This is a genomic window from Shewanella chilikensis, assembly GCF_002836945.1.
GTDB classification, from domain to species: Bacteria; Pseudomonadota; Gammaproteobacteria; order Enterobacterales; family Shewanellaceae; genus Shewanella; species Shewanella chilikensis.
Genome location: NZ_NIJM01000003.1, coordinates 17,842 through 30,562, shown reverse-complemented (window position 1 = coordinate 30,562; position 12,721 = coordinate 17,842). Strand labels below are relative to the sequence as shown.

At 51.5% G+C, this 12,721-nt stretch carries 11 protein-coding genes; 1 reads left to right on the top strand and 10 read right to left on the bottom strand.

The annotated features are described in order from the left end of the window. Positions 1 to 14: 14 nt before the first annotated feature. The 3 genes from CX651_RS01525 to cobB form a co-directional block, all read right to left on the bottom strand. On the bottom strand, positions 15 to 2,048 hold the full coding sequence (locus CX651_RS01525) for a multiheme c-type cytochrome (RefSeq protein ID WP_101052944.1): 2,034 nt from the start codon (positions 2,046 to 2,048) through the stop codon (positions 15 to 17). Positions 2,049 to 2,400: 352 nt separating this feature from the next. Then, positions 2,401 to 2,880: an AAA family ATPase gene (locus CX651_RS01520; RefSeq protein WP_101052942.1), complete on the bottom strand. Its 480-nt coding sequence runs from the start codon at positions 2,878 to 2,880 to the stop codon at positions 2,401 to 2,403. After that, positions 2,880 to 3,614 carry a Sir2 family NAD+-dependent deacetylase gene (gene cobB, locus CX651_RS01515; protein ID WP_101052940.1) on the bottom strand — a complete coding sequence of 245 codons (735 nt, stop codon included), beginning with the start codon at positions 3,612 to 3,614 and terminating at the stop codon, positions 2,880 to 2,882. Before cobB ends, CX651_RS01520 begins: the two co-directional genes overlap by 1 nt. 260 nt (positions 3,615 to 3,874) lie before the next feature. Between cobB and fur the strand changes: the two genes are divergently transcribed. Continuing rightward, a complete protein-coding gene (fur, locus tag CX651_RS01510; RefSeq protein ID WP_025011008.1) occupies positions 3,875 to 4,306 on the top strand; it encodes a ferric iron uptake transcriptional regulator in 432 nt (143 codons plus the stop codon). Positions 4,307 to 4,360: 54 nt separating this feature from the next. Here the strand turns inward: fur and CX651_RS01505 are convergent, their stop codons facing one another. The 7 genes from CX651_RS01505 to CX651_RS01475 all read right to left on the bottom strand — a co-directional run bounded on the left by CX651_RS01505 (position 4,361) and on the right by CX651_RS01475 (position 12,716). Then, entirely contained in the window at positions 4,361 to 4,642 is a 282-nt protein-coding gene (locus CX651_RS01505) for a hypothetical protein (protein ID WP_101052938.1), read from the bottom strand. Positions 4,643 to 4,733: 91 nt separating this feature from the next. Continuing rightward, positions 4,734 to 5,147, bottom strand: coding sequence for a nucleoside diphosphate kinase regulator (rnk, locus tag CX651_RS01500; protein WP_039032728.1), 414 nt, complete (start codon positions 5,145 to 5,147; stop codon positions 4,734 to 4,736). A 505-nt stretch (positions 5,148 to 5,652) separates the two neighbouring features. Further along, positions 5,653 to 6,525: a succinate--CoA ligase subunit alpha gene (sucD, locus tag CX651_RS01495; protein ID WP_025011011.1), complete on the bottom strand. Its 873-nt coding sequence runs from the start codon at positions 6,523 to 6,525 to the stop codon at positions 5,653 to 5,655. Next, positions 6,525 to 7,691: an ADP-forming succinate--CoA ligase subunit beta gene (sucC, locus tag CX651_RS01490; protein ID WP_025888715.1), complete on the bottom strand. Its 1,167-nt coding sequence runs from the start codon at positions 7,689 to 7,691 to the stop codon at positions 6,525 to 6,527. The genes sucD and sucC overlap by 1 nt, the downstream gene beginning before the upstream one ends. A 77-nt stretch (positions 7,692 to 7,768) precedes the next feature. Further along, positions 7,769 to 8,962 carry a 2-oxoglutarate dehydrogenase complex dihydrolipoyllysine-residue succinyltransferase gene (gene odhB, locus CX651_RS01485; protein ID WP_101052936.1) on the bottom strand — a complete coding sequence of 398 codons (1,194 nt, stop codon included), beginning with the start codon at positions 8,960 to 8,962 and terminating at the stop codon, positions 7,769 to 7,771. Between the two features lie 30 nt (positions 8,963 to 8,992). Beyond that, positions 8,993 to 11,815, bottom strand: a complete 2,823-nt coding sequence (gene sucA / locus CX651_RS01480; RefSeq protein ID WP_101052934.1) for a 2-oxoglutarate dehydrogenase E1 component — start codon at positions 11,813 to 11,815, stop codon at positions 8,993 to 8,995. 193 nt (positions 11,816 to 12,008) lie between these two features. Beyond that, positions 12,009 to 12,716, bottom strand: coding sequence for a succinate dehydrogenase iron-sulfur subunit (locus tag CX651_RS01475; RefSeq protein WP_101052932.1), 708 nt, complete (start codon positions 12,714 to 12,716; stop codon positions 12,009 to 12,011). Positions 12,717 to 12,721: the final 5 nt, after the last annotated feature.

Sequence of the window (12,721 nt, the reverse complement as noted above, 5' to 3'; positions counted from 1 at the left end):
CAATAAAACACTAATTAGAACTTATGGTACTTATCGATACCAAAGGTTCTGCCTGTGTCATGACAAGTCGCACAGGATTCGGCACTTGGCTGCTTGAACCACTCAACAGCCGGGATATCCACACTGATATCACCGCCATTTTGACTCATATGCGCCTTGGCTGAATCACTGGTGTGGCAGGCATAACAGTTTGCGGTGACCGGGCTGGTCATCTTGCTGCCGGGCTCCAGAATATACTGGTTGGGCACAGCGGCCAGCGACAGGCCATCCTGGTGACAGGCCACACAACTGCTGGCCGGAGCTATGGCTGCGGCGCCGTTGGCTTTTCCTGTCTGACTCCAGTTGCCATCGGCATCCTGAGCCACTTCACCGACAGTTGCCCCCTTGCCCCAGTGCCAGCTGTGGATCATGGGACCGAAGCCGGCACCATAATCGGCGCTGGTACGGGCCATTCCGTTGCCGTGACAAGCGATACAACCCTTACCACCGTTATCGAACTCACCGTTCTTGTGGAAGGCAGTCACATCGTTATGACAGGTAATGCAGCTGCTGTCGGCCACCACCTGACGCCGATCAAAGCCGGAGATCTTGCTGCCATCGGCCGGATTGACGACATCTGAGTAAGCTGTGAAGGAGACCCCCATGGAGCCGTCATAACCATTGGCACGAATGCGATCGCGAGTTTGACCACGCACCTTGCCATCATACGCCTGCCAACCTTCGCTGGAGAAAGTCACCCGCGCCGAGAACATATAACCGGCATTCTCATAACCTGCGGCTATGTTGGCCGCCGCATAACACACAGTGCGGGTACCATCGGCATTGTCCGTCTTGGTTTCTGAGTTACGGGCGCCCGGGCGGCCCACCAGGCCATGGTTGTCATAGGCATGCAGATATGCGCCGGCATAGACTATCGGCTTGGCGGCAACATAACCGGCGTCGGCAGGGTCGGCATTATAGTTGTTGCCGATATTGACCAGATTACCCTCATTATCCTTGACACTAATGGTAGAACACCAACCACCGGCACCATCGGATTCAGGGGTAGAAAGTTCAACTGTGTAAGCCGCACGTAGCGCTTGCAACTTGGTGATCCCGGCTTTCTGCTCATGCAGCTCACGGAAATCCAGGCCATTTGAAGGCACTATATCGCCTATCGGGGTTCCTTCTTTACCATGGCAATCGATACAACCAGGGCCGGTAAAGTTGCTGTTAATAGGCGCATCTGTATGACAACTGCTGCAGTTGAGCACGCTGAAGTCTTTGCTGAACTCCCTGTGATTGATATGACCTATCTTGGATAAGGTATTGCTGGCATAACCACCGATAGAGAATCCCTCATCGTTGGTCACTGTCTTGCTGACTGAGCCATGACAAACCAAACAGCCGGCAATAAAATCTACTTCACCGTCCATGCCTTCAGCCACATATCCGGCGTGACGACGTGGGCTCTGGGAGTAATCCACGTGACAGGCATAACAGGCTTCAGTGGTAGTGCTGAATTGACCATCCGGCTTATTGACAACCAATGCCTTGGAACGGGCAATGGCATCATTACCGCCAACACGCAGCCAAACAATACCCTCAGTAGCCGCATTAACGCCCGCCATCGGCGCTTCAAATATATAATGTCCATCATCAACTTGAGTTAACTTGGCACCTTCTGTCGCCTGAGTGACTGCGCCACCGATATGAACATTGTCCTCTACATTATTAATAGGGTTTTCGTCCCGGTTAAGAATAAAACCTTTGGCAGTCAAAGCAGCCACTTTTGCCTGAACATCGGTAAGGTCATTAATTAAATTACCATTTTCATCTGTCACTTCGAACTCGTAGGTAATTGTCCCCTCGCCCAAAGTGTAATTAATCACTTTAACTTGGGTTTCAACCGATTGGGTTACAGGAGGATTTGTCCCGGGTTTTCCCGGTTCCCCCGGTTTCCCTGGCTCGCCCGGCGCACCGTCTCGACCGTCATCACCATCACTGCAGCCTGCAAGCAGTATCGCCATCACCATCAAAGCAACTCTTTTCTTTTTCAATATGGTCATCTTTCTCTCCTGCCCAAGCACAGGCATACTGTTTGCTCGGCCGTTATTTTATGGCGAACAATCTCGACTCCCGAAACTTAAGCGAAAGTTATAATAATGATTAAGGGGGTCTATCCTGACCCGCGGAAATAATATGACCAAAAATAAAACAAAAGAGTGACCAAAGACACAAGATATAACAAGGAAACAAATTAATACGAATATAATTATTAAAACAACCTTAAAAACAAAACAATATTAACCACTGCCTTTATTTTAAATAAGAGTCAACTCGGCTATTTCTTTAGTAGAACCATTTTATACCGATATATTGCAATTTCTGAAATCAGGCATTTTAATTTCCATCAAGAAGTTATTCTTCAATTGTTTGAAATTGGCTGGCCATTCTTTGAATGGATTTAAGACTAACACCATGTTTATTTCGCTTGGCACATTCATGCAGATGTGTTTTGCTGCGTACATCGCCAATTTGCTGAATATGCACCCGATAACCCAAGGCCTTCGCAGCCGCTTGATAGGCAGCGAACTCCCACAGCGCCATGTTGGTATTATCACAGATAACCACAGGCACACCCGTTGCCAACGCCTCTATGAAGCGACTCAGATTAAGCTGATGAAATTCCGCTAAACGCGCAGCATCGAAAAAATAACGATCATTTCGATAAAAGAAACTGTCGGTTGAGCAAAGGCCCTTTTCAGTAATACTCTGTACAAGCTCTACAGATAGCTCCTGGATAAACTGCCGAACCCAGTAGGATTTGCCACTACCGGGCAGACCGCGCATGATGATCGCCAAGCGACTGTTACCATCGATAGTACGGGGCTCAGGCATCAGTTATGGCCGGTTTGGTTACAAATAGACTGACCCGCAAGGATACGCTCCACCAATGGCGGTACCATCTCACTGGCCTTTCCTTGCAAATGGATCTGAAACTGGCTGTGTCTGTCTGCCGGCATCAGATTGACCTCAACGGTGAGCGCACCATGATGATTGGCGCTGTCGACAAAACCGGCAGCGGGATAGACAGTGCCAGAAGTGCCAATGGCAATAAAAAGATCGCAGTGATCCAGCGCATCGTGAATTCTATCCATTCCCAGAGGCATTTCACCGAACCAAACCACATGAGGCCGCAATCGCTGCGCCGGTATACAGCAGGTGCAGGTATTCTCCGGCCCGAAGGGGTCGTGCAATGTAAAAGTTTGCCTCGAGCGCGGACAACGCCCCTTGGAAAGCTCACCGTGCATATGCAGCAAGCGCCTGGATCCAGCTCTCTCGTGGAGATCGTCTATGTTTTGGGTGACAATAAGCAGCTCACCTTCAAATTCCTGCTCGAGGCGAGAGAGCGCCGTGTGGGCGGCGTTGGGTTCTATATTGCCCGAGTGCAGCTGTTGCCAACGACCATTGTAAAAATGTTCAACCAGTTCAGGGTCACGTTCATAACCTTCAGGAGTGGCCACATCCTCGATATGATGTTCTTCCCACAGACCATCTTGATCCCTGAAGGTACGTAAACCGGACTCAGCAGAGATCCCGGCGCCGGTTAAAATCACGATTCGACGATGCATCTGGTATCCTTTTGTTTTTCTGCCATCCTGCCAATAGCGACTCAACAGCGCAATTATGCCTTGGTATAACCATACAAAATGTATGCTTAAATTGCTTGTTTTTATTCAAAATTATGCCGATTATAGCTAAGTTGCCCCACAGAAGTACCAAAAGCCGGATCAGAGGTTTAAGTTTTAGAACAGTACACATATAATGGGGTCTATTATCCACGGACGAACCTATGTGTAATACCAAGGGTTCTGCAATCAAGAGATTAGCCATGACAGATGGAAATCAAGCGCTGAAAAAAGCGGGTTTGAAAATCACCCTGCCACGAGTCAAAATCCTGGAGCTGATGCAAGAACCGGAAAACCAGCATATCAGTGCCGAAGACTTATATAAGAAATTGCTGGATATCGGCGAAGAGATAGGTTTAGCTACCGTTTATCGGGTATTAAATCAGTTTGACGATGCCGGTATTGTCAGCCGTCACCACTTCGAAAGTGGTAAAGCCGTATTTGAACTCTCCACCCAACATCATCACGATCACCTGGTATGCCTGAGCTGTGGCAAAGTGATCGAGTTTTCCGATGACCTTATAGAACGTCGTCAGCATGAAATTGCCATGCGTCACAATATCAAGCTCACCAATCACAGCCTCTACCTCTATGGTGTCTGCACCAACGACAAGTGCGATCACGGCCAAGAGTGATAATTAAAAAAACCAGCGCCAAGCGCTGGTTTTTTATTGTCGGTAATCTTGGAATTACCAATTCAAAGCCAAAGGCTCACCCTTCTTCCTTGGGCAGGCATGATTGAAAAGCATCGGGTCCGCATAACAAAGGAAACGATTATTGGCGAAAAGCCGAAATAACCAGTCTCCCTCTTCTGCAAACTGCGCCGGAGGCGTCAGATTACTCACATGCTTGGGTTCCAGACCGGCAAACTGCATCAGCTTGTCGGCATCATGTTCACTGATCAACTGTGGATCCGCCGGTAATTTACCGCTGCCGGCAGAAAAACCATTGTGGACAAAGTACTGCTTCATCTTTATCTCCTTTCCCTGTCGTTGGTGCATTTCGAATGACCTAAAGATCTGTCACTCTCGTGTCCGTCCAAAGCCTTACCGGCTCCGGCGCCTAGCGGTGAAAATCACCTGAACGTTCCGGTTGATAGATGATCTCTTCAATCCGCACTTTCACCATGCCGCCACCCGGACCCGGCCATTCGATTTCATCCCCCTGAGCCAAGCCCAACAGGGCACCGCCAACAGGTGCCAAAATCGAAATTTTACCGGCACTACCATCGGCATCTTTTGGATAAACCAGGCGCAAGGTGAACTCTTCATTGGAGGAAGACATACGAAAACGAACTTCAGAGTTCATGGTTACCACATTATCCGGCATCTCCTTGGATGGCCTGATTTCTGCCCGCTCCAGTTCAGCCTCGAGTGCTTGATGGCCGGGAAAGGCATTCGCCGGCAATGACTCCAGCAAACGCTCCAGGCGATCCATATCCACTTCAGAAATTACGATATTAGGTTGTGTACTCACAGCAATCCTCTACTTTTCAGAAAAGCCGCCTGAGCGGCCCCACATCGGGTCATCCCTTCCCCCATTGAGGGTTGACGCCAATACCCAATCGCTGAAAATCGCCTGACAGGCGTTTCAGACAAATTCAGCTTGATCTTCGGACGCTTTCGCCCCCGAATTGCACTTCAGCGCCGCATTGGGCTAACCAATACGGCGCTGAAATGGTGTTAACACGACATCAAACCCTCTGAGTTGACTCGGATACCCGCGTCAGTGGCTGTCTTGGCGCAGCCCACTACTCGGCTCCAGATAACAACAAACCGACAACCCCAAGAGGGATGATTGATAACAATTTGAATTTTTTATATTTTTAGCGCATTAATGCACCAAGACTCCCCGAAGGAATAACCAGACCCCAATCTAACCTTTTCCCAATCAAATATCCAGCCGGGGGCATCAGAGCTTCATCACAGCAGCCAATAAAAAAGGCGCCTCTCGGCGCCTTTTGTGAGCTTAACGACTGTGCTTACCAGCCGGTCTTCTCACGCAGCGCGCTGCCGATTTCGGCCAGCGAGCGTACGGTAGTCACGCCTGCGGCTTCCAGAGCAGCGAACTTGTCGGCGGCAGTACCCTTACCACCGGCAATAATGGCGCCTGCATGGCCCATACGCTTACCTGCTGGTGCTGTCACACCGGCAATGTAAGAAACCACTGGTTTGGTGACGTTGGCCTTGATGTAAGCCGCCGCTTCTTCTTCGGCAGTACCACCGATTTCACCTATCATCACTATGGCCTCAGTCTGAGGATCGTTCTGGAACATTTCCAGTACGTCGATGAAGTTGGTACCAGGGATTGGGTCACCACCAATGCCGACACAGGTAGACTGGCCGAAACCTTCGTCAGTAGTCTGCTTAACGGCTTCGTAAGTCAGAGTACCGCTGCGGGAAACGATACCCACTTTACCCGGCTTGTGGATGTGACCTGGCATGATGCCTATTTTACATTCGCCTGGAGTGATAACGCCTGGGCAGTTAGGGCCAATCATGCGCACGCCGGTTTCTTCCAGCTTCACTTTCACCTGCAGCATATCCAGAGTTGGGATACCTTCGGTGATACATACGATCAGCTCGATGCCGCCATCTATGGCTTCCAGGATAGCGTCTTTACAGAAAGGCGCAGGTACATAGATAACAGATGCAGTGGCGCCGGTGGCGGCAACAGCATCTTTCACAGTGTTAAATACTGGCAAGCCCAAGTGAGTGGTGCCGCCTTTACCTGGAGACACACCGCCGACCATTTGAGTACCATAGGCAATCGCCTGCTCAGAATGGAAAGTACCCTGACCGCCGGTGAAACCCTGGCAGATAACCTTGGTATCTTTGTTGATTAAAACAGACATTATTTGCCCTCCGCAGCTTTAACTACTTGCTGAGCAGCGTCGGTCAGACTTGTAGCAGCAATGATATCCAAACCTGATTCGGCCAGTACTTTAGAGCCCAGCTCGGCATTGGTACCTTCCAGACGCACAACCACAGGCACTTTCACACCGACTTCTTTCACTGCACCGATAATACCTTCGGCGATCATGTCACAACGCACAATACCACCGAAGATGTTCACCAGAACGGCCTTCACATTGCTGTCAGACAGAATGATCTTGAAGGCTTCGGCAACACGTTCTTTGGTCGCGCCGCCACCTACGTCGAGGAAGTTGGCTGGCTTGCCACCGTGTAGGTTAACGATATCCATGGTACCCATGGCCAGACCGGCACCGTTTACCATGCAACCTACGTTACCGTCCAGAGCCACATAGTTCAGTTCAAACTTGGCTGCGTGGGCTTCACGTGGGTCATCTTGAGAAGGATCATGCATGTCTTTGATCTTTGGCTGACGGAACAAAGCGTTACCATCTACGCCAATCTTGCCGTCCAGACAGTGCAGGTTGCCTTCGGTGGTGATCACCAGAGGGTTGATCTCCAGCAGGGCAAAGTCATGCTCCAGGAACATGGTCGCCAGACCCATAAAGATCTTGGTGAACTGCTTGATTTGAGTTGGGTTCAGACCCAGCTTGAAGCCAAGGTCACGCGCCTGGTAAGGCTGAGGACCTGTGATAGGGTCGATAATGGCTTTGTGGATCAGCTCAGGGGTCTCTTCAGCCACCTTTTCGATTTCCACACCACCTTCGGTAGAAGCCATAAACACGACGCGGCGAGTGCCACGGTCGACAACGGCACCCAGATAGAGTTCGTTGGCGATATCAGTGCAGCTTTCAACCAAAATCTTGGCAACCGGCTGACCTTTTTCATCAGTCTGATAAGTGACCAGATTCTTGCCCAGCCAATGTTCGGCAAAGGCTCTGATCTCTTCTTTGTCGCCAGTGACTTTAACGCCACCTGCCTTACCGCGGCCGCCAGCGTGCACCTGGCACTTGACTACCCACATGTTTCCGCCAATGCGACCGGCTGCTTCAACAGCTTCCTGAGCTGTGTCACAAGCATAGCCTTCTGACACTGGTAAACCATATTCGGCAAATAGGGCTTTTGCCTGATACTCATGCAAATTCATGATGATCTATCCGTATACTACGTTTTAAATCCAACCGGCCCCGAAGGGCCAGTCACGAGGTTATTGTCTGGCGGCGCTTACAAGTCCAGCAGCAGACGAGTTGGGTCTTCCAGCAGATCCTTAATGGTCACCAGGAAGCCAACTGACTCACGACCATCAATAATGCGATGGTCATATGAGAGAGCAAGGTACATCATGGGCAGGATTTCCACCTGGCCATTGACTGCCATTGGGCGATCCTTGATGGCATGCATGCCGAGGATTGCGCTTTGTGGCAGGTTAAGAATAGGCGTCGACATCAAGGAGCCAAACACACCACCGTTGGTCACAGTGAAGTTACCACCTGTCATATCTTCCACTGTCAACTTGCCGTCACGGCCCTTGATAGCCAGTTCGCGAACCGCTTTCTCGATATCGGCCAGGCTCATGGTATCTGTGTCGCGCAGCACAGGCGTTACCAGGCCACGAGGCGTGGAAACGGCGATGCTGACATCGAAGTAGTTGTGGTACAGGATGTCGCTGCCATCGATAGAAGCGTTGACTTCAGGATAACGCTTCAGCGCTTCGGTTACGGCTTTCACATAGAAAGACATAAAGCCAAGACGGATGCCGTGTTTCTTCTCAAAGACTTCCTGATACTTCTTACGGATGTCCATGATAGGCTTCATGTTGACCTCGTTGAAGGTGGTCAGCATGGCGGTGGAGTTCTTGGCTTCCAGCAGACGAGTGGCGATAGTCTTGCGAAGACGCGTCATAGGTACACGCTTCTCACTGCGATCGCCCGCCAGAGTCACAGGTGCTGTGGCAGCAGCGGCAGGCTTGGCAGAGCCTGACTTAACAAAGGCTTCCACATCTTCTTTGGTGATACGACCACCCACACCTGTGCCCTTGATTTGAGCCGCGTCCAGGTTGTGTTCGGCGATCAGGCGACGTACTGATGGGCTCAGGGCATCGTTGCCTTCTGCCGCGGCTTCTTCAGCCTTAGGCACAGCGGCTTCGGCCTGCTCTTTGCTCACTTCCTGACCGGCAACCGCGCCGGCAACGAAGTTGGCGATAACCTGCTCGGCCAGGACGGTATCCCCTTCCTGGAACAACAGTTCGCTGATCTGGCCATCTTCGGGTGCTACAACTTCCAACACCACTTTATCTGTTTCAATATCAACCAGGTTCTGATCACGGGAAACCGGCTCACCAGGCTTAACGTGCCAAGTGGCGATAGTCGCGTCGGCAACAGATTCGGGCAGTACAGGTACCTTGATTTCGATACTCATGGAAAGCTTTCCTTTTTGTATAAATTTCTATTACTTCAGTTTTAATGCGCTAGTGATCAGTGATTCCTGCTGATGCGTATGCAACTCAGGATAGCCACAAGCCGGCGCTGCAGAGGCGTCACGGCCAGCGTAGCTGAGCTGGGCACCTTTTGGAATGGCTGCCCAGAAGTGATGCTGGCTGCAATACCAGGCACCTTGGTTCTGAGGCTCTTCCTGACACCAAACAAAGTCGGTCACATGCTGATAATCTTTCAGGGCAACTGCCATCTCTTCGTGTGGGAAGGGATACAACTGCTCTACCCTCACCAGAGCGACATTATCGATATTCTCTTTGCGGCGACGTTCCAGCAGCTCGTAGTAAACCTTACCGCTACAGAACACCACGCGATCGACCTTGGCGGCATCCAGAGTATCGATTTCACCGATAACGTTCTGGAATTGACCGTTGGCCAGCTCGTCCAGGGAAGACACTGCCAGCGGGTGACGCAGCAGCGACTTGGGAGACATAACCACCAGCGGACGACGCATTGGACGCACTACCTGACGACGCAGCATGTGATAGACCTGAGCCGGTGTCGAAGGCACACACACTTGCATATTGTGATTGGCGCACAGTTGCAAGAAACGCTCCAGACGAGCACTTGAGTGCTCAGGCCCCTGACCTTCATAACCGTGTGGCAGCAACATGGTCAAACCGCACAGACGGCCCCACTTCTGCTCACCGGATGACAGGAACTGGTCAATCACCACCTGGGCACAGTTGGCAAAGTCACCGAACTGGGCTTCCCAGATAGTCAGGCCGCCTGGCTCAGCTGTGGCGTAACCGTATTCGAACGCAAGCACTGAGGCTTCAGACAACACTGAGTCGGTGATGTCGATAGGGCCCTGCTCTTCGGCCACATGGCGCAGCGGCAGATAAGTCGTGCCATCGTTCTGGTTGTGCAGCACGGCGTGGCGATGGAAGAAGGTGCCACGACCCGAGTCCTGACCCGTGATCCTGACTCTTTGCTTGTCTTCGAGGATGCTGGCATAGGCCAGAGTCTCGGCAAAGCCCCAGTCCATTAGCTTCTCGCCTTTGGCCATGGCGACGCGGTCGTTGTATATTTTGGCAACCCGTGAGTGCAGCTTATGGCTCTCCGGCACATAACTTATCTTGTCGGCCAGATTCTGCAGACGTTCGCGGGTCATGCCGGATTCAAAAGACTCATCCCACTCGCGGTTCAAATAAGGAGTCCAGTCCACAGTGTGCAGCGTCATTGGACGCCACTCTTTGACCACACAATCCCCTTGATCCAGCGCATCACGATAGTTATTGATCATGGCGGTGACATCGTCGGCCGCAATGCTGTTCTCGGCAATCAACTTGTCGGCGTAGATCTTACGTGGCGTTGGGTGCTTCTTGATCTTGGCGTACATCAGTGGCTGAGTCGCACTGGGCTCATCGGCCTCGTTGTGGCCGTGACGGCGATAACATACCAATTCGATAACCACATCGCGCTTGAAGGTGTTGCGGTAATCCACAGCCAACTGAGAGACAAAAGCCACGGCCTCAGGATCGTCGGCATTAACATGGAAAATCGGCGCCTGCACCATCTTGGCGATATCGGTACAGTATTCGGTAGAACGCACATCCTGGTGGTTGGAGGTAGTAAAGCCCACCTGGTTATTGACCACGATGCGGATAGAGCCGCCAACTTTAAAGCCGCGGGTCTGAGACATGTTGAATGTCTCTTGCACAATACCCTGTCCGGCAATGGCCGAGTCACCATGAATGGTAATTGGCATGACCTGCAGGCCATCTTCGCTACCGCGGCGATCCAGTCTGGCGCGCACCGAGCCCATCACTACCGGGTTAACGATTTCCAGGTGTGAAGGGTTAAACGCCAATGCCAGGTGAACATTGCCACCGGGCGTTTCAAAATCGGAAGAGAAGCCCTGATGGTACTTAACGTCCCCTGAACCCAGCGTCTCATGATGCTTGCCGGCAAACTCATCAAAGAGTTCGGCAGGACGCTTGCCCAGAATGTTAACCAAAACGTTAAGACGGCCTCGGTGAGCCATGCCCACGACTATCTCTTTAGTACCCGCTTCACCGGCACGATAGATAATTTCGCGCATCATGGGCACCAGCGAGTCGCCCCCTTCGAGGGAGAAGCGCTTGGCACCGGGGAATTTGGCACCCAAATACTTTTCCATGCCTTCGGCGGCATTCAATCCTTCAAGGATCCGGGTCTTGACTGCCTTATCATAGCTGCCCTTACCCAGTGAAGGTTCGAGACGTTGCTGGATCCAACGTTTCTCTTCGGTATCGGTAATATGCATATATTCGGCGCCGATAGAGCCGCAATAGGTCGCCTTGAGCGCCTTCACCAGCTCACCCAGTTTCAGGGTATCACCGCCATAAGCAAAAGAACCTGTGTTGAACTCCCGCTCCATGTCCTCGCTGGTCAAGCCGTGGAACGCCGGATCCAATTCAGCAACTGTGTCGCGCTTCCACAGTTCCAACGGGTCCAGATTGGCACTCTGGTGACCACGGAAACGGTAGGCGTTGATCAATTGCAGAACTTTTACCTGCTTGGCGTCGACATCAGGATCGGACACGCGGCTGGTACCTTTGCTACGGCCTTCCTGTGCGAGGGAGCGAAAATAGTCACGGATCTTGGAGTGAGAAGCTTCGGGTACATCAGCAGAGGCACCGTTCACGGGAGGGAGTTGCTCAAACACCGCACGCCAGTCGTCAGATACCGAGGTGGGGTCTTCTTGGTAGGCTTCATACATCTCTTCAACGTAGGTCGAGTTCGCCCCACTCAAGTGAGATGATTCGAGCCAGGCTTTCATGCTGCCTTGGTGCATTTCTTATCCTTTCAAACTTGATACACGTGCTTAGCCATATTTTCCCTGCCTAGGCAGGGTCTCAGCCGCCCCTGGGACATCCGGATGTTACGGCCTTTTGTAGTCCTTTACACACAAAGAGCCACTTTCTGCCCAGAGAAAGTGACTCCCCACGAGCCTATGTAATTATTGGATTAAGCTCGTCGTCTTGCATTTATACAGCCCGCTTCAGCAACATGGACTTGATGTGTCCGATGGCCTTGGTTGGGTTCAGGCCTTTCGGACAAACATCCACACAGTTCATAATGCCGTGGCAACGGAAGACGCTGTATGCATCATCCAGCTCGCTCAGACGCTCCTCGGTCGCAGTATCACGGCTGTCTATCAGGAAGCGATAGGCATGCAGCAGACCACTGGGGCCAACAAATTTGTCCGGGTTCCACCAGAATGATGGGCAAGCCGTAGAACAACAAGCACACATGATACATTCATACAGACCATCCAGGTGAGCACGCTCCTCCGGTGACTGCAGATGTTCACGGGCCGGCTTCTTCTCATCATTGATGAGGTACGGCTTGATCTTCTCGTATTGCTTGTAAAACTGACTCAAGTCAACCACCAGATCACGCACTACTGGCATACCGGGCAGAGGACGGATTTCAATCTTTTTGCCCTTGAAGGCAGACACAGGCGTGATACAGGCCAGACCGTTTTTACCGTTCATGTTCATGCCGTCTGAGCCACAAACCCCTTCGCGGCAAGAGCGACGGAAAGACAGGCTTGGGTCCTGCTCTTTAAGCTTGAGCAAGGCATCCAACACCATCATATCGGTGCCTTCAGTCACTTCCAGGCTGTAATCCTGCATGTAGGGTTTAGTATCTACATCAGGATTGTAGCGATAAACTGCAATATCCAATTTCATCTTCG